Source organism: Streptomyces sp. KR55 (assembly GCF_052245645.1).
In the GTDB taxonomy this organism is placed as follows: Bacteria; Actinomycetota; Actinomycetes; order Streptomycetales; family Streptomycetaceae; genus Streptomyces; species Streptomyces flavusporus.
On sequence record NZ_JBQQCE010000184.1, the window covers coordinates 1 to 17,617 of the forward strand.

The 17,617-nt window shown below is 71.1% G+C and carries 14 protein-coding genes and 3 pseudogenes; 9 read left to right on the top strand and 8 right to left on the bottom strand.

Annotation, left to right across the window (positions count from 1 at the left end; genetic code table 11):
• Window positions 1-166, top strand: a pseudogene (locus ACTWQJ_RS25570) (LacI family transcriptional regulator); the annotation flags it as partial.
• Between the two features lie 148 nt (window positions 167-314).
• Here ACTWQJ_RS25570 and ACTWQJ_RS25575 read toward each other — a convergent pair.
• On the bottom strand, window positions 315-1,163 hold the full coding sequence (locus ACTWQJ_RS25575) for an NAD(P)H-binding protein (RefSeq protein WP_443308916.1): 849 nt from the start codon (window positions 1,161-1,163) through the stop codon (window positions 315-317).
• 132 nt (window positions 1,164-1,295) lie between these two features.
• On the opposite strand from ACTWQJ_RS25575, the gene ACTWQJ_RS25580 reads away from it, so the two are divergent.
• From ACTWQJ_RS25580 to ACTWQJ_RS25600, 5 genes are all read left to right on the top strand, one after another.
• Window positions 1,296-1,700 carry a winged helix-turn-helix transcriptional regulator gene (locus ACTWQJ_RS25580; protein WP_443308917.1) on the top strand — a complete coding sequence of 135 codons (405 nt, stop codon included), beginning with the start codon at window positions 1,296-1,298 and terminating at the stop codon, window positions 1,698-1,700.
• Between the two features lie 73 nt (window positions 1,701-1,773).
• Window positions 1,774-2,199, top strand: a complete 426-nt coding sequence (locus ACTWQJ_RS25585) for a nuclear transport factor 2 family protein (RefSeq protein ID WP_443308918.1) — start codon at window positions 1,774-1,776, stop codon at window positions 2,197-2,199.
• Between the two features lie 96 nt (window positions 2,200-2,295).
• Entirely contained in the window at window positions 2,296-2,895 is a 600-nt protein-coding gene (locus tag ACTWQJ_RS25590) for a dihydrofolate reductase family protein (protein WP_443308919.1), read from the top strand.
• Between the two features lie 77 nt (window positions 2,896-2,972).
• On the top strand, window positions 2,973-3,914 hold the full coding sequence (locus ACTWQJ_RS25595) for a bifunctional helix-turn-helix transcriptional regulator/GNAT family N-acetyltransferase (protein ID WP_443308920.1): 942 nt from the start codon (window positions 2,973-2,975) through the stop codon (window positions 3,912-3,914).
• Window positions 3,915-3,945: 31 nt separating this feature from the next.
• Window positions 3,946-4,746, top strand: coding sequence for a sugar phosphate isomerase/epimerase family protein (locus ACTWQJ_RS25600; RefSeq protein ID WP_443308921.1), 801 nt, complete (start codon window positions 3,946-3,948; stop codon window positions 4,744-4,746).
• A 61-nt stretch (window positions 4,747-4,807) separates the two neighbouring features.
• Here the strand turns inward: ACTWQJ_RS25600 and ACTWQJ_RS25605 are convergent.
• A pseudogene (locus ACTWQJ_RS25605) lies at window positions 4,808-6,089 on the bottom strand (RNA-guided endonuclease InsQ/TnpB family protein).
• A gap of 469 nt (window positions 6,090-6,558) precedes the next feature.
• On the opposite strand from ACTWQJ_RS25605, the gene ACTWQJ_RS25610 reads away from it, so the two are divergent.
• Both ACTWQJ_RS25610 and ACTWQJ_RS25615 read left to right on the top strand, forming a co-directional pair.
• The gene (locus ACTWQJ_RS25610; RefSeq protein WP_443308922.1) at window positions 6,559-8,388 is read left to right on the top strand and encodes a glycoside hydrolase family 3 protein; all 1,830 of its coding nucleotides are present in this window, start codon (window positions 6,559-6,561) and stop codon (window positions 8,386-8,388) included.
• A gap of 131 nt (window positions 8,389-8,519) precedes the next feature.
• Window positions 8,520-9,155: a hypothetical protein gene (locus ACTWQJ_RS25615; protein ID WP_443308923.1), complete on the top strand. Its 636-nt coding sequence runs from the start codon at window positions 8,520-8,522 to the stop codon at window positions 9,153-9,155.
• A 26-nt stretch (window positions 9,156-9,181) separates the two neighbouring features.
• On the opposite strand, the gene ACTWQJ_RS25620 is transcribed toward ACTWQJ_RS25615, so the two are convergent.
• The 5 genes and pseudogenes from ACTWQJ_RS25620 to ACTWQJ_RS25640 form a co-directional block, all read right to left on the bottom strand.
• On the bottom strand, window positions 9,182-10,609 hold the full coding sequence (locus ACTWQJ_RS25620) for a S28 family serine protease (protein WP_443308924.1): 1,428 nt from the start codon (window positions 10,607-10,609) through the stop codon (window positions 9,182-9,184).
• A 95-nt stretch (window positions 10,610-10,704) separates the two neighbouring features.
• A complete protein-coding gene (locus ACTWQJ_RS25625) occupies window positions 10,705-11,097 on the bottom strand; it encodes a hypothetical protein (RefSeq protein WP_443308925.1) in 393 nt (130 codons plus the stop codon).
• A gap of 80 nt (window positions 11,098-11,177) precedes the next feature.
• Window positions 11,178-14,891, bottom strand: coding sequence for an ABC transporter ATP-binding protein (locus ACTWQJ_RS25630; protein WP_443308926.1), 3,714 nt, complete (start codon window positions 14,889-14,891; stop codon window positions 11,178-11,180).
• 77 nt (window positions 14,892-14,968) lie between these two features.
• Entirely contained in the window at window positions 14,969-16,030 is a 1,062-nt protein-coding gene (locus ACTWQJ_RS25635) for an esterase-like activity of phytase family protein (RefSeq protein WP_443308927.1), read from the bottom strand.
• A gap of 5 nt (window positions 16,031-16,035) precedes the next feature.
• Window positions 16,036-16,242: pseudogene (locus ACTWQJ_RS25640) on the bottom strand (hypothetical protein); the annotation flags it as partial.
• Window positions 16,243-16,298: 56 nt separating this feature from the next.
• Between ACTWQJ_RS25640 and ACTWQJ_RS25645 the strand changes: the two are divergent.
• Window positions 16,299-16,673, top strand: coding sequence for a hypothetical protein (locus tag ACTWQJ_RS25645; RefSeq protein WP_443308929.1), 375 nt, complete (start codon window positions 16,299-16,301; stop codon window positions 16,671-16,673).
• A gap of 24 nt (window positions 16,674-16,697) precedes the next feature.
• On the opposite strand, the gene ACTWQJ_RS25650 is transcribed toward ACTWQJ_RS25645, so the two are convergent.
• Window positions 16,698-17,617, bottom strand: a 920-nt coding sequence (locus tag ACTWQJ_RS25650; protein WP_443308928.1) for a PucR family transcriptional regulator, incomplete at its 5' end; no start/stop codon positions are given.

Below are 17,617 nucleotides of genomic sequence, written 5' to 3' on the forward strand. Positions count from 1 at the left end.
CATCGACGCGGTGCCTTCGCTGACGACGGTGCGGCTGCCGCTCGCGCAGGCGGGGGCGCGGGCCGGGCGGATCGCCATGGGGCGGGAGGAGCCGCCGCCCGGGGGGATCGCGACGGTGCGGGGGGAGTTGATGGTGCGGGGCTCTTCGGGGGTGCCGCGGGGGTGAGGCATGCCGCCCCGGAGAAGGGGCGGCTTTCCAGCCAGGTCACCTCGATGGTGCAGGAGGACGGCGAGGGGACGGGCCTTTGACGTTGCCTTCGCCTTCTACAGCAGAAGCTGGCGACAGGCGGACTCGGCCGACTGAAGGGCAGCGCCTAGCGGAAGGCGGCGACATGGCGCCGCGCCCAGTCCGCGAACGTGCCGGGCGTACGGCCGAGGACCCGCTCGACGTCGGGGCTGATCCGCTGCTCGGCGGGCGTGGGCTCACCCAGGATGCTCAGCGTGGTCTCGACCACCGGTTCGGGCATGAACCGCAGCATCTGGGCCCGGGCCTCGTCGCGGGTCTGCTCGACGAAGCGGACGGGTTCGCCGAGCGCGTCCCCGACGGCCTCGGCCTGCTGCCGGGGCGTGATGAGGGCGGGACCGGTCAACTCGTAGGTCTGCCCCGCATGTTGGCCTCCTTCGCGCAGCGCCGCCGCGGCGACCTCGGCGATGTCGTCCGGGTCGATGACGGGCAGCCCGACATCGCCGAACGGCGCGGCGACGGTCCGCCGGGTGCGGACCGGCTCGGCCCAGGCGTAGGTGTTGGAGGCGAAGCCGCCGGGCCGTAGGACGGTCCACTCCAGCCCGGACTGCCGTACCGCGTCCTCGATGGCCCGGGCGACGTCCCCGTGCGAGGCCGATCCGGGCCGGGTCGCGACCCCTTGGGAGGACAGCAGCACGATCCGCCGCACTCCGCCCGCCTTGGCGACGTCCACGAGGTCCCGGGGGCTGAGCAGGTGCGCGCTGGGGCCGCCGTTCTGCAGGAACAGCGCGTCGGCGCCGTCGAGGACCGGCCGCAGACTCTCCGCGTCGACGAGATCCGCCGGTCGCCGCAGCACCGTCTGGGGCAGATCCGCGTCGGCGATCCTGCGCGAGGTCGCGGTCACCGGCTCGCCGGCCGCGGCCAGGGTCCGTACGAGCGAACGTCCCACGTTGCCGGTCGCACCCGTCACTACGATCATGTCCAACTCCCATGTTTGGCAGGGCATTTGAATCTGCTGAAAGGGCCCCGGAGGCCGGCTCTCCGGGCGGTGGAAGGACGCTAACACCGTCGGTATAGTGGGTACCTAGAGGAAAGTGGCTACCCCAGGGGGATGCGCATGGCGCCCGACACGACGACCTGGACGCCGGCCGGGGCCACCGAACCGGAACTCGCCTGCCCGATCAGCCCGGTCGTGGACATCGTCTTCAGCCGCTGGACCACACCGATCCTGTGGACGCTCCACACCCACGGCCGGCAGCGCTTCGTCGAACTGGAGCGGCGCATCGCGAAGATCACGCCCAAGGTGCTGACGCAGCGGTTGCGGCAACTGGAGCGCGACGGCCTGATCGTGCGCACGTACCACCCGGAGGTCCCCCCTCGGGTCGAGTACGAGATCAGCGAACTCGGCCGCAGCCTCGCCCCGCTCTTCGCGCACCTGGCCGAATGGGCCGCCGAGAACCTGGACAGGGTCGAACAGGCCCGGCACGACTACGACACAGAACCGGCTGCCCGCTAGCACGTCTGCGTGGGGTCTGGTTCGGGAGTCGCGTCCTTGACCTCAAGTCCCCTTGACGTACGACTCTCTCCCCATGACCGATCACAACAGCCCCATGGACATCCACACCCTCATCCACCGCTACTTCCGCGCCCTCGACGTCCGCGACTTCGCCCCGGACTGGATGCGCCCCTTCGTCACGCCGGACGTACGACTGGAGGCGCCCGTCGGTGTCGAGGAGGGCATCGAGGCCGCCACCCGGCTCACGGAGGAGGCGCTCGGGCGCTTTACGCGAACGCAGCACATGGCCTCCGGGCTCCTCGTCGACGTCGACGGCGAGCGGGGCACCGCCTCTTGGAACGCCCTGATGACCCATGTGTACGACGACGACACGCTGTTCACCGTCGGCAGCCGCTGCGAGGCCGACCTGCGCCGTACTCCAAACGACTGGCGGTTCAGCCGGGTCGCGGTGCGGCCGGTGTGGGCTCAGGGGCCGCCGCCGGTCGTACGTCAGCGGTGAAAAATCCGTCCACCGCGCGATGATTTCCGGGCGGTGCGGCAGTCATCAGTGCTGTCATTGCCGCAACCGGCCCGGACAGCTCAAGGAGTGAACCCCATGCGCATCGTGGTCACCGAGTTCATCAGCATCGACGGAGTCGTGCAGGCGCCCGGCGGGCCCGAGGAAGACACCGACGGCGGGTTCGCGCACGGCGGCTGGTCGCACCCGTACTTCGACCCGGAGGTGCTCGGCCCGGTCTTCGACGGGGGGCTGAGCAGGGCCGAGGCGCTGCTGTTCGGGCGGCGTACGTGGCAGACGATGGCCGCGGCGTGGCCCGAGCGGGCGGGCGACGACCCGTTCGCCGACAAGATGAACTCTCTCAAGAAGTACGTCGTTTCCAGCACCCTCACCGACGCCGACCTGACCTGGAACAACTCCACCCTCATCCCCGGCGGCGAGGCCGTGGCCCGGATCCGGGAGCTGCGCGCGGCCGAGGGCGGCGACCTGGCGATGATGGGCAGCCCCACGCTGGTCCGGACGCTGCTGAGCGAGGGGCTGGTGGACGAGCTCCAGCTGATCGTGATGCCGGTGCTGCTCGGCGGCGGCAAGTCGATCTTCCCGGAGGACGGCGGGAAGCGGCCGTTCGAGCTGGTCTCCACGGTCACCGGGAAGACGGGCGTGAACGTGTGCGTCTACCGGCCGGCCGCCGAGGGGTAGCCGCGGAGGGCGCGGGAGTCCTACGCTCGACCCAACGATATCTCTGACTGAGTCAACGATCCGGAGGGTCGACGATCATGACCGTCCAGGACATCCGCGCCTTCAATCGCTTCTACACCAACGTCATCGGCGCCCTCGACTACGGCCGCCACCTCTACGCCCCCTACACCCTCACCGAGGCCCGCGTCCTGTACGAGCTCGCGCACTCCGCGGGCACGGACGCCGCCGATCTGCGTGCCGAACTCCATCTGGACGCCGGGTACTTGAGCCGCATCCTGAACAGGTTCGAGAAGGACGGGCTGATCGAGCGCGGACCGTCGGAGCGGGATCCGCGCCGCCGCCATATCACCCTCACCGCGCCCGGCCGGGAGGCGGCCGGTCTGCTCGACGAGCGGGCGCGGGAGACGGTGGGGGCGCTGCTGGCCACGGTGCCGTCGGACGACCGGCCGCGGCTCGCGGAGGCGATGCGGACGGTCCGTACGATCCTGGGCGGCGGCCGGGCAGCGCGCCCCGAGGACCCCAAAGACGTCATGCTGCGTGATCCCGGCCCCGGCGACCTCGGCTGGATCGTGCAGCGCAACGGCGCGCTGTATGCCGCCGAGTTCGGCTGGAACACCGACTACGAGGGGCTGGTGGCGAGGATCGTCGCCGATTTCGCGGAGGACCACGATCCGCATCTGGAGCGGGCGTGGATCGCCGAGCTGGCCGGGCGGCCGGTGGGGTGTGTGATGTGTGTACGCGACGAGGCGCCCGGCACCGCCCGGCTGCGGCTTCTGCTCGTCGAGCCGGACGTGCGCGGGCTCGGCATCGGGGACCGGCTCGTCACGGCCGTCGTGGACTTCGCTCGCGGTGTCGGCTACCGCGACCTGGTGCTGTGGACGAACGACGTTCTGACCGCCGCCCGGGGCATCTACCAGCGCCATGGCTTCGTCCTGGTCGCCGAGAAACCGCATCGTTCCTTCGGCAAGGACCTGGTCGGCCAGGACTGGCGGCTGGATCTGCACGCGACACCGGAGTGACGGGAACGCCGGTGTGTATGAAGCTGGGTACATGAAACTGGCGTTCTCCACCCTCGGCGTCCCCGGCCTCCCCGTACCGGAGGTGGCCCGGCTCGCGGCCGCCCACGGCTACCACGGCGTCGAGCTGCGCGCACACCCGGAAGAGCCGGTCCACCCCGGCCTCGGCCTCACCGCACGGGCCGACACGGTCGCCGAGTTCAAGGCGGCCGGCGTCGAGATCCTGGGCCTCGCCGGGTACGCGCGCGTGGCCGCGCCGGGCGACGACGAGCCCGTGCTCGCCGAGATCCGCGACCTCCTCGACCTGGCCCGCGATCTGGGTGCCCCGTACATCCGGGTCTTCCCCGGAGGCGGCCCGGACCAGGAGCCCGCCGAGGCGGACGCGACCGCCGCCCGCCGTCTGGGCACGGCCGCCGAGTACGCCGCCGACGCAGGTGTCCGCATCCTCCTCGAGACCCACGACTCGCACCGCACCGCCGCCGACGCGATCCGCATCCTCGGCCAGGTCGGCCACCGCCAGGTCGGCGCCCTGTGGGACGTGATGCACACCTGGCTGGGCGGCGAGCAGCCCTCGGAGAGCTATGCGGCCCTGTCCCCCTACCTGGGCTACGTCCAGGTCAAGGACATCGCCTCCGCCACCGACACCACCCCGCTCCCCCTCGGCGCGGGCGTCCTCCCGCTCGCCGAGTGCGTCGAGATCCTCTCCCGGCACGGCTGGGACGGCTGGCTGTGCTGGGAGTACGAGAAGCGGTGGTACGAGGCGGCCGCGCCGCTTCCCGGTCTGCTGGACGGCGGCCGGGAGCACCTCGGACGCCTCCTCAACGACTCGGCGTGACCGACCGCCGCTCCGGAGGGTCTCTGCGGCGGAGTGCCCAACTTCCGTCAACTACCCGGCGCTAAAGCGCCGGGCTTGCACAACGGGCATCACTGGCGGTGATGCTGCGTTTGCGTCCAGCCCCGCCCCGGCGCGTGCGCTCCGGTGGTGGGGCAGGGGCCGTTGACTGGGCCCCGCGTCGCCACAACTCCCACGCACGCGCGCGGATGTTGCGGGAGCCTCCCCCACTCTCGGCTTCGCTCGAGCGGGAGGTGCCCCCATCGGTCCGCGTGCGCAACGACGCCGCAGTTCCGGCACGCGAACCAGGCCTGCGAGACCCGGTTCGCCTGGTCGAGGTGGCCGCACTCGGCGCAGGTGCGGGAGGTGTACGCCGGATCGACGTGCACCACCGGTACCCCCGCCCGGCGGGCCTTGTACGTGATGAACGCCCCCAGCTGGGCGAAGGACCAGCTGGAGTGGGTGGCCCGTTGGGGCTTGCGAAGCCGTACCCGCTCGCGGATGCCCGTCAGATCTTCCAGGGCGATCCCGCGACCGGTGCGTTCCGCCTCGGCCACCACATGCTTGGCGATCTTGTGGTTGATGTCCCGCGCCCGCCGCGCCTCCTTGCGGCGCCGCTTCTTCAGCCGGCGCTTGGCGGACGGGGTGTTCTTCTTCTGGAGCTTGGTGCGCAGCTTGCGTTCCCGCAGCCGCGTGCGGTTCAGCTCCCGCCCGGCCATGATCTCACCGTCGGAGGTGGTGGCGATGTTCACAATGCCCAGGTCGATACCGAGGAAGTCCACCGGATCCGTGTCCGGCTCGGCCTCGGGAACCTCGCAGGTGGCCAGCAGGAACCACATGCCGTCCCGGCACACCAGGTCCGACTCGCCCCGCCGGTACAGGGCCAGGGTGGCCATCTGCTCTGTGGAGGCGGTGAACGCCACGTCCTTCATCCGTCCCGACACGGTCCAGATCGAGAGCCGCCGTTCGGGGATCTGCCAGGACAGCATCCGGTCGTCGTAGGGCTGCGCCCCTTCCGGTCGGAAGGTGATCGGTTTCTCGGTGGCCCTGCGGTACCGCTTCGAGCCGGGTTTGCCGAGGTTCCCGGCCTTCAGATTCGCCGTCAGCGCCGCGTAGGCGTCACAGGTCTTCTTGATCACGTGCTGGGCGGCCTGGGCCCCCAGGTTCCACCGCGCCTTCACCTCGTCATAGGTGAGCTTGCGCAGTGCGAAGTTCTTCTTCACGTCCTTTTCGAATGCCACCTCGCCGGCCCACGTGGCCGCTTGGTTGCAGGCGTGCAGAGTCGCCTGAAGTGCCGCCGCCTGCACGGGCGTCGGCAGCAGCTTCACCTGCACCACCAGCTTCACACCTGCGACGCCAGCCGGAACTCCCAGGCCTCACATTCGAACACAGAAAATTCCCCCGTCATCCAGGCCCCGCTGTCCCGTCGCTCCGCGCCGGATGCCACCGGGCTGCTCCGCACCGCTCATCCCAGGATGCGATGCCTCCCGGGCGTGAACCCCCGGGGTTCCTCGCAAGAATCCCGCTGAAACCGGGCGGAATGGGAACCCGCCCCGCACCGCCGTCGTCCAAAGGCCAGGCTGCCGGATGAGTCTCCTCGGTGCGGTGTCGGCCTCGCTGCTGGCTGCGAACGCTGACCACCCTCTCCGCCGTACCGCGGCCGGCGCCCCGCCGCCATCGGCGCGCCCCCCTCCCATGCGCCGATGGCGGCCCTTCGCCCCTTCCCTGTGCGTCCCCTTGACCGGCAGAAACTTCCCGGATATTGGTGGCACTTTGGAAGTTTCCTTCAGCGGACCTCCTCCGGAAGGAGCGCACGTGCACCACACCAGCACGGGAAGCACGGGAAACACCGCGATCCCCTCCAGACGCACCGTCCTCGCCGCCACCGCGGGCGTGACCGCGGCCCTCACGGTCGGCCCCGACGCCCACGCCCGCGACGACGACCGCCAGCTGCGCCGCCTCATCTCCCGTATGACGCTGGAGGAGAAGGTCGGCCAGCTCTTCGTCTCCCGGGTCTACGGCCACTCGGCGACCGCCCCCGACCAGGCCGACATCGACGCCAACCTCAGGGAGTTCGGCGTGCGGACGGCCGCCGAGCTGATCGCCAAGTACCGCCTGGGCGGCGTCATTTACTTCGTGTGGGCGCACAACACCCGCGACCCGCGCCAGATCGCCGACCTCTCCAACGGCATCCAGCGGGCGTCCCTCGCACTGCCGCGCGGGCTGCCCGCGCTCGTCTCCACCGACCAGGAGCACGGCATCGTCGCCCGCGTGGGCGAGCCGGCCACTCTGTTCCCGGGCGCGATGGCGATGGGCGCCGGTGGCTCCCGCTCCGACGCCCGTACGCTCGGCCGGATCGCGGGCGAGGAACTGCGTGCGATGGGCATCCGGCAGGACTACACGCCGGTCGCCGACGTGAACGTCAATCCCGCCAACCCGGTCATCGGCGTGCGTTCCTTCGGCGCGGACCCGGCCGCGGTGGCCGGCCTTGTCGCCGCCGAGGTCGCCGGATACCAGCGCTCGAAGGTAGCGGCGACCGCCAAGCACTTCCCCGGGCACGGTGACACCGAGGTCGACAGCCACTACGGCTTCCCCACCATCAAGCACACCCGGGAACAATGGGAGGCGCTGGACGCACCGCCCTTCCGCGCGGCGATCGAGGCCGGCATCGACTCCATCATGACCGCGCACATCCTGGTGCCCGCGCTGGACGACTCCGGCGACCCGGCCACCCTCTCCCGCCCCATCCTCACCGGCATCCTGCGCGAGAAGCTGGGCTACGACGGGGTGGTGGTCACCGACGCCCTCGACATGGCGGGCGTGCGGACGAAGTACGGGGACGACCGGGTGCCGGTGCTGGCGCTGAAGGCGGGTGTGGACCTGCTGCTCAACGCGCCCAAGCTGGACGTCGCCTGGAACGCGGTCCTCAAGGCGGTGCAGGACGGCGAGCTGACCGAGGAGCGGCTCGACGAGTCGATCCTGCGGGTGCTGCGGCTGAAGGCGAAGCTGGGGCTGTTCGACGATCCCTACGTCAGCGCGCGCGGCGTCGACCGCACCGTGGGGACGAAGGCGCACCTGGCGGCGGCCGACCGGATCGCCGAGCGGACGACGACCCTGCTCGTCAACGAGGGGCAGTTGCTGCCGCTGTCCCGGCGCGAGCATCCCCGGCTGCTCGTCGTCGGCGCCGACCCGGCCTCACCGTCGGGCACCACGGGCCCGCCCACCGGTGTGCTCGCGAGCGCCCTGACCGAGCTGGGCTTTACGGCGACCGCCCTGTCGACCGGCATCAACCCGTCGGCGACGGCCATCGACCAGGCCGTGACGGCGGCCGGGGACGCGGACGCCGTGGTGGTCGGGACGTACAACGTCACGGCGAGCAGCACGCAGAAGACGCTGGTCGAGCGGCTGCTGGCGACCGGGAAGCCGGTGGTCGCAGTGGCGGTCCGCAATCCGTACGACGTGGCCCAACTCCCCGGTGTGCGCGCCTACCTGGCCGCGTACTCGTGGACGGACGTCGAGCTGCGGGCGGCCGCCCGGGTGATCGCCGGGCGGGTGGAGCCGCGCGGGAAGCTGCCGGTGCCGGTGCAGCGGGCCGACGATCCGGCGCGGGTGCTGTATCCCATCGGCCACGGGCTGACGTACTAGCCGTCAATTGGACGTAGGACGCCGTACGCCGCACACCCGACGCACCACCCCCAACGTACGCAAAGCACTCTGCTTGTCTGGCGTGGGCCCGCCGCGGCGGGTCACGCTGGACGGGGGTGGGGGGAATGACCATGCGTGGGAGAAGTGCGGTGGGGGTGGCTCTGCCGGTCCTGCTGGCGGTCGCACTGATGGGCTGTCAGGCGTCCGCGAACGGGGGGTCCGAGGACGATCCGCCGGGCGCTGAGGGGTCGGCGTCCGCTGCGGCGAGCCGGCCTTCCGGGTTCGGGGCGGTGTTCCTCGCGGTCGACGAGTGCAGTTCCTTCGGTACGAGCAGCTTCACCGAGGTCTCCTGCACCAGTGAGCGGGCGGCGGCGCGGGTCGTGGCGCGGCACGACGGCAGGGTGAGCGAGGGGCCGGCGTGCCCGGCGACCACCGACTTCGTGCTGCACATCAGCGAACAGCGCCCCTCGCACGACGAGGACGGCGACGGCGCGATCCCGCAGGGCTACGCCTGTATGCGCAAACTCCAGCCGCCGCACCCCGGCGACCCCGGCGGCGGGGGCGGCCCTCGCACCATCGTCGGCGACTGCGTCTACGACTCCGGCGGCGGCCAGGTCCGGGAGACCGCGTGCAACGGCAAGGGCAAGCAGCAGCCGGAGTACGAGGTGACCGAGGCCGTCACCACCCGCGCCGACTGCCCGGCGTCGACGGCCCTTTACGTCGAACTGGGCGGCGAGAACCCGGTGGGCTGCGCCCGCCCCTTGTGAGCCAAGAGGCGGGCGCAGCACCGACGTTACGGACGCAGGGTCCGCTCCGCGCCGCGCTTGTCGAGCTTGGCGTCGTACTTGGCCAGCGGCTTGGCCGCCGCCGGGTCCGACTGGACCGTGGCGGACGCGACGCCCGCCCACTTCAGGATCTTTGCCGTGGCGAGCGCCTTCTCGTCGGCGACGAGGCCGGCCACGTTGGCGCCGTGGTTGGCGCCGGGGGCGGTGAAGACGTACGAGTCGTCCGCGCCCTTGCCGAGGCGGAACGGCTCGGCACCCCACGGGTCGTTCTCGCCGTAGACGAAGAGCATCTGGTACGCGTTGTGGCGGACCCAGCTGTCCACGTCCCGCATCACGCCCGGCTGGAACCGCATCTCGATGTCCCGCGGCACGAAGTAGCGCGGCGGCAGGTAGCCGTAGCGGATGTACTTCTTCTCGATGTGCGGGAACCCGATCGTCGGCGCGCCCAGCTGGGTGCCCGCCTGGTAGTAGTACGGCGTGTACGGCTCCAGGCCCTGGTCCGTGTAGAAGGAGAACCCGGCGATCGTGTCGATCGAGTTCCAGATCTCCTCATCGGTGGCGTTCTTGGCGTCCACGGGGATCGTGTCGCAGTCGGACAGCAGGCTGTACTGCCAGAAGCCCCACACGTAGTCGAGCACCGTGGCCTCGTAGGCCTTGTCGAGGCTGCCGACGGTGTTGAAGGTGTAGCCGTTCTCGGCCGCGTATGCCGCGTACTTCTTCTCCATCGGCTCCCGGCGCACGAGCGCCTCGCGCTGGACGCCGTTCAGACGGTCGCGGCACTCCTCGGTGCCGACGTTCGCGAAGAACTCGTCGTACGCCGAGTCCTCCTTGTTCACGACGTCGTTGGGGGCGACGTAGGCGACGACGCCGTCCATGTCGCGCGGGTAGAAGCGCTCGTAGTACGTGGCGGTCATGCCGCCCTTCGAACCGCCCGTGGAAATCCACTTCTTGTCGTAGATGGGCTTGAGCGCCTTGAAGATGCGGTGCTGGTCGCTGGCGGCCTGCCAGATGTCCAGCTTCGTCCAGTCGGCCGGGCTGGGCCGGGACGGGGTGAAGAAGCGGTACTCCATGGAGACCTGGTTGCCGTCCACGATCTGCGTCGGCTCGCGGCGGCTGGGGTTCGTGGAGACGTTGTAGCCGCCGGTGTAGAAGACCGTCGGGCGGGAGACGTCCTTGTGCAGCACGGTGATCCGCTGCTCGAACGTGCCCTTGGAGGGCCTGCGGTGGTCGATCGGCTGGGTGTACGTGAGGACGAAGAAGCGGTAGCCGGTGTACGGCTTCTCCTCGACCAGCCGCATCCCCGGTATGGAGAGCAGCCTTTCCTTGATGTCGGTGGAACCGTTGGCCTCCGGCTGGGCGGCGGTGGCCGCCCCGGCCGTGCTCAAGGTGCCTATGAGCACGGTGAGCGCGAGCAGCCATCTGAGCGCCTTGCGCATGCACCCTCCCTGTGAGAACAGATGTGCGCCGGAAGCTATCGGAGCAACTCCATTCACACCAGGGGGGTTTCAGGCGCCCGCGCCTGACCATACGTTCAGAAGAGGATCCAGCCCGAACTCACCGACCCCCCGCTCACCGACCCCTTGACCCGCACGGACCGCTGCCCCATGTACACGAGCGGCGTACCGATGCGGTGGGTGCGCTTGCCCTTGCGGGCCACTGGCTGGTGACCGCGCACCTGAACGCTGACCGACATCGTCCGCTCACGGCCGGGGTTCTTGGCGCGCGTGACGGCGCAGACGTAGCGGCCCTGCTTGTAGACGTGCACGGCGCCGGTGGAGAACGGGAGGGTCCTGACCTTGCGGCCGGCGCAGGAGGCGGCCGCCTGCGCCTCGGCCGGTGCCGCGAGTGCGAGCAGTCCGGACGCGGTGAGTACGGCCATGCCGAGTGCGAGCCCCCGCCGTATCCCTGTCGCTCCCTTGTCCACTTCGCCCGTCCCTCCCGTACCGCGACACATGGCGTACGGGTGTACGGACGCGCGACGTATGTCGGATGGTTGCACGACCGTCAGCGGGACGCCGTGACGGACTCCTCCGGCACCCCGATGAAGGTGCGCCACAGCTCCGCGTACCGCCCGCCTCGCGCCAACAGCTCCTCATGCGTGCCGTCTTCCACGACGCGGCCGTGGTCCATGACGACGACCCGGTCCGCGCGGGCGGCGGTGGTCAGACGATGCGCCACCACGAGGGTCGTACGACGCCCCGCCAGCCGGTCCGTCGCCTGGTTGACCTGTGCCTCCGTCGCCAGGTCGAGTGCGGCCGTCGCCTCGTCGAGGAGCAGCACGTCCGGGTCGACCAGCTCGGCGCGGGCCAGCGCGATCAACTGCCGCTGCCCGGCGGAGAGGTTGCGGCCGCGCTCGGCGACCTCGTGCAGGTAGCCGCCGGTGAGCTGAGCGATCATCTCGTGTGCGCCGACCGCGCGGGCGGCCGCCTCGACCTCGGCGTCGGTGGCGGCCGGGCGGCCGTAGGCGATGGCGTCGCGGACGGTGCCGGGGAAGAGGTACGCCTCCTGCGGGACGACGCCGAGACGGTGCCGGTACGAGGTGAGGTCGAGGGCACGCAGGTCCTGGCCGTCGACGGTGACCCGGCCGCTGGTGGGGTCGTAGAACCGCGCCACCAGCTTGACGAGGGTCGACTTGCCCGCGCCGGTCTCGCCGACGAACGCGACGGTCTGCCCGGCGGGGACGGTGAGGTCGATGCCGCTGAGGGCCTCCTCCTCGTCCCCGTAGGCGAAGTGCACGTCCTCGAAGGCGATGTCGCCGCGCAGGGAGCGGACGTCGCGGGGCTCACCGGCCGGCTTCGTGGACGTCGGTTCCTGCAGCAGCTCCTGGATGCGGCCGAGCGAGACGGACGCCTGCTGGTAGCCGTCGAAGACCTGGGAGAGCTGCTGGACGGGGGCGAAGAACAGGTCGATGTACAGCAGGTACGCGACGAGCGCGCCCGCGGTCAGCGTGGCCGCCTCGACCCGCCCGGCACCCGCGATCAGCACCGCCGCCGCGGCGACCGACGACAGGAACTGCACGAACGGGAAGTACACGGAGATCAGCCACTGGCCGCGGATACGGGCCTGCCGGTAGCTGTCGCTGCGCTCCGCGAACCGCCGCCCGCCGCCCCGCTCACGCCGGAAGGCCTGCACGATCCGCAGCCCGGACACCGTCTCCTGGAGGTCGGCGTTGACCGTCGACACGCGCTCACGGGCGAGTTCGTACGCCTTCACGCTCGCGCGGCGGAAGAAGTAGGTGGCGATGATCAGCGGCGGCAGCGTGGCGAACACGACCAGCGCCAGCTGCACGTCGATCACCAGCAGGGCGACCATGATCCCGAAGAAGGTGACGACCGAGACGAACGCCGTGACCAGGCCCGTCTGCAGGAACGTCGACAGGGCGTCGACGTCGGTCGTCATCCGGGTCATGATCCGGCCGGTCAGCTCCCGCTCGTAGTAGTCGAGTCCGAGCCGCTGGAGCTGGGCGAAGATCTTCAGCCGGAGCGAGTACAGCACACGTTCACCGGTCCGGCCGGTCATCCGCGTCTCGCCGATCTGCGCGCACCACTGCGCGAGCACCGCGAGCAGCGCCAGCAGCGAGGCCGCCCACACGGCGCCGAGGGCGGCCTGGGTCACGCCGCTGTCGATACCGTGCCGGATCAGCACGGGCAGCAGCAGTCCCATGCCGGCGTCGACGGCGACGAGGCCGAGGCTGACCAGCAGGGGCAGCCCGAAGCCTTTCAGCAGCCGCTTCAGGCCGTACGACTCCTCCGGCCGGACCGCGTGCGCCTCGTCGACCTCGGGGGTGTCGGTGGCCGGGGGCAGGGCGTCGACCTGGGCGAGGAGTTCGGGGGTGGCGGGCGTCCCGGCGAGCGCGGTGTCCTTCGGCTCGCGGTCGCCGGTCCACAGGCGGGGGGTGACCCCGCGCTCGGCGTCGAACTCGGCGTCCAGTTCGTCCCGTACGGAGGTGTCCTCCGGCGGGACGGCGGGCTGGGCGTGGCCCGGGGAGACGCCGCCGAGTCCGTCGGGGTCGGTGAGCAGGCGGCGGTAGAGGGCCGAGCGCCGCTGGAGCTCCTCGTGGGTGCCGAGGTCGGCGAGGCGGCCGGCGTCGAGGACGGCGATGCGGTCGGCGAGGTTGAGGGTGGAGCGCCGATGCGCGATGAGGAGCGTGGTCCGGCCCTGCATGACGTGCTTGAGCGCCTCGTGGATCTCGTGCTCGACGCGGGCGTCCACGGCGGAGGTGGCGTCGTCGAGGACGAGCAGGCGCGGGTCGGTGAGGATCGCGCGGGCGAGCGCGATGCGCTGGCGCTGGCCGCCGGAGAGGGTCAGGCCGTGCTCGCCGACCTTGGTGTCGTAGCCATCGGGGAGCTCGGCGATGAAACGGTCCGCCTGGGCGGCGCGGGCGGCGTTCTCGATCTCCTCCTGGGTGGCGTCCGGGCGGCCGTACGCGATGTTGTTGCGGACGGTGTCGGAGAACAGGAACGAGTCCTCGGGGACCAGCCCGATCGCGGACCTGAGCGAGTCGAGGGTCAGCTCGCGGACGTCGTGGCCGCCGACGAGGACGGCGCCGCGGGTGACGTCGTAGAAGCGCGGGAGGAGGAGGGAGACGGTCGATTTTCCGGAGCCCGAGGAGCCGACGACGGCGAGGGTCTCGCCGGGGCGGATCTCGAAGCTGAGCCCCTCGAGGACCGGCTTGGAGTCGTCGTAGGCGAAGGAGACGTCGTCGAACTCGACGGTCGCGGGGGCGTCGGCGGGGAGTTCCTTGGTGCCGTCGGTCAGCGAGGGCTCGGTGTCGATCAGCTCCAGGACGCGTTCCGTGCCGGCGCGGGCCTGCTGGGCGACGGTGAGGACCAGGGCCAGCATGCGGACCGGGCCGACGAGCTGGGCGAGATAGGTGGAGAAGGCGACGAACGTGCCGAGTGTGATGTGGCCGCGCACGGCCAGCCAGCCGCCGAGCGCGAGCATCGCGACCTGGCCGAGGGCGGGGACTGCCTGCAGGGCCGGGGTGTACTTGCTGTTCAGGCGGATGGTGCGCAGCCGCCCGGCGTACAGCTTCCGGCCGACCTCGCGCAGCTTGCCGGTCTCCTGGTCCTCCTGCCCGAATCCCTTCACCACGCGGACACCGCTGACGGCACCGTCGACCACGCCCGCGACGGCGGCGGCCTGGGCCTGGGCGTACCAGGTGGCGGGGTGGAGCTTGGAGCGGGAGCGCTTCGCGATGAACCAGAGAGCGGGGGCCACGGCCAGGGCGACCAGCGTGAGCGGAAGCGACAGCCACGCCATGATCACAAGGGAGATCAGGAAGAGCAGGGCGTTCCCGATGGTCATCGGGAGCATGAAGAGCAGACCCTGGATCAGCTGAAGGTCGCTGGTGGCCCGGCCGACGACCTGGCCGGTGGACAGCTCGTCCTGACGGCGGCCGTCGAGCCGGGTGATCGTCCCGAACATCTCCGTCCGCAGGTCGTGCTGGACGTCGAGGGCGAGGCGGCCGCCGTAGAAGCGGCGGATGTAGGTGAGGACGTAGACGAGCAGTGCGGCGCCGATGAGGGCGCCGGCCCAGGGGGCCATGCCCCGGGTCCGGTCGCCGATCACATCGTCGATGATCACCTTGGTGATCAGGGGGACCAGGGCCATGACGGCCATGCCGGCGAGCGAGGAGCCCAGGGCCAGGACGACGTCCTTGGGATATCGCCAGGCGTAACCCCACAGTCTCCGTGCCCATCCCCGTTGCGGTGCCACGCCGGTGCCCTCCTGCAGATCTGATCTTCCGGAAGGCACCAACGTCGACGGAAGCGGATTTCATCCCTCCGCAACAATCACGTACGAACGCGCAGCGAGTAGAACCGCGTCGTCTGGACTGCGTTCTGGTTGTCGTCGCTGGCCAGGAGGACGTTCAGGCGGCCGTTGCGGTGGCCCGTGATCGTCATGGCCTCGATGTTGTCGAGGAGCGGATTCGGCTGGGGCTGTTTGGCGGTGGCGCCGAGGTCGGGGCAGTCGGCGAGGTCGGCCAGCAGCGTCTTCTTGATCAGTCGTACGCCGTCCTGTCCCGTCAGGTTGTCGATCCCGCTGGTGTCCGTGGCGCGGCGCGGGTCGGCGAGGTACAGGCGGACGGTATTGCCCACGCCGGCGGTGAAGCCGCGCTCCAGGACGAGCAGACGGCCGTCGGGGGTCGCGGTGACCTCGGGGACGCCGAGGCCGCTGTCGGCCCGGTAGGCGTACTGGGCGCCGAGCGCAAAGCTGCCGTGGTGACGCTTCCAGGTCTGGAGGCGGACGATGCCCGCGCTGTCACCGGAGAGCGCGTACTCCATGGAGGCGATGAGCGTACGGCCGCCGGGCAGCATGGTCAGCCCCTCGAAGGTGCCGTTGCCGACGGCCCGCCCGACCGGGGCGACCCGGAGCGCGTCCGGGACGGGGAGCCGGTCGAGGATCCGGCCGTCGCGGGAGTAGCGGCGTACGGAGGGCTCGGTCTCGGAGGAGACGAGGTACGTACCGATGGGGGTCCCCCCGCTCGAGCGAAGCCGAGAGTGGGGGAGGTCGACGACCAGACCCTCGGCGTCGAGCGCGGCACCGCTCTCGTCGGCGAGCTGGACGACGCCCTTCGGCTGGAGGGTCCTGCCGTCCAGGGCGAACAGCGAGGAGCGGTCGGACAGCGCGGCGAGCGTGCCGTTCCCGTCGACGGCGAGCGCGGAGAAGTTGCCGACGTAGTTCCCCTCGTACATCGCCTTGTCGAGGGCGTCGGAGAAGCCGTCGATGGCAACGGAGGGTGAACAGGCGTGGTTTACCTGCGCGTTGGCCGGTCCGGCGACGGTCAGGCAGGTGGCCGCCGTCAGGCCGGCGGTGACGGTGGCGAGCACGGTTCGTACGTTTCTCAGGCGCATGGGCGTCACCGTAGGGCGGGGCGGTGACGGTGGGGCGGCGTCTGCATGAAACGTCGGGCGCCCGCGGAGGCCAGATCTTTGTGGATGACCTTGGCGACGCCCTGGATGGTCGTGATGCCGTAGTTCATCGTGCTGTTGCCGTGAGTGAGCACGGTGATCACCTAGTCGTGCCCGCCGCACTTGAAGATGCCGACGCTGTCCACGCGTTCGCCGGAGACGAGTTCGGGGTAGACAGTGCGGGTCGTCTTGTCAGGGATAAGGGAGGGGCATGGCTGGCAACGGGGAGAGCGACGCCTATCGGTGCGGGCGGCTGTACGCGGCCTTGCACGCATTGCGGAAGAGCGTCACGGGACAGGGCGACCTCGCCGACCCGGCCCGCCTCAACAAGGCGGCCGGCAACCCCGGAAACGAGTTGCGCGAGCACCTCAAGTCGGCCGGGGACTATCTCGGCACCGCGTTGGTCAAGAAGGACAAGCAGCGGATGGCTGCAGCCATCGAGGCATTCCGGTCGCTCACCGAGTTCGCCCCGCCCGGGGGTCTTCCCAGCGGCGGCTTCGGAGAGACCGCGCGCCAGGAGTTCGGCAACGGCTACACCGACCAGCTGTGCGCGTACAAGGAGAAGTTCGGGTCCCTCCTGAAGTGACCCTTCTGGGTCACTTACCGCAGTTCACAGCAGCCGCAGCGCGAACCACAGTTCCATCCGTACGTCCGGATCGTCCAGGTCCGCCTCCAGCAGCGCCGCGCACCGGGCGATGCGCTGCCGCACGGTGTTGCGGTGCACCGACAGGGCCACCGCCGTGCGGTCCCAACTGCCGTGCAGGGACAGCCAGGTGCGCAGCGTCTCGGTCAGGGCCGGGGTGGCGGTGACCGGGGCGAGGAGGGTGCGGGCGTGGGCCTCCGCCTCGGCCGGGGGGACCAGGCCCGTCAGGCCGGGGCGGGGGTCGTGGCGGACCAGGGCGGCGCGGGTGGCGCGGGCGCGGGCCAGGGCGCGGGCGGCCTGGGCGTCGGCGGCGGGCCAGTCGTGCGGGGCGACGGGAGCGCTGACGCCGAGGGTCCAGCCGGGGTGCGGGGCGGGTTCGCGGTCCGCCGGCATGTCCAGGGGCAGCAGGATCCGTACGACGTCCTTGCCCAGGTCGACCAGCGGTGAGCCGAGCGCCGCGCCCAGCGCGGAGGCGGCCACCTGGTCGGGAGCGTGCGCGTCCGGCCGGGCGTGCACGACCAGCCACCGCTCCCCGCCGAGCAGCGGCGCGACCGCCTCCGGCTCGGCGCCCAGCAGCAGTCGTACGAGCGCCGACGACCTGGCCGCTCCCGTACCGCTCTGCTGCTCGCCGGTGAGGAGGGAGAGCAGCACGGCGGCGACCGAGGCGATGGCGTGAGCGCCGGGTTCGCGGTGCGGTGCGGCGACACCGAGAACGAAACCCTCGCCGGCGCCGAGGGCGTAGGCGGCGAGGTGGGTGCCGGCGACGGTGTCGGTGGCCGAGGTGGGGGTGGCGCGGCCGGTCGCGACGGCCGGGGGCGTGGGGCGGGCCGGGACCGGTCGGCCACCTGCCGTTGCCGGCGGGCTTCCCGGCGCCTCGCCCGGCGTCG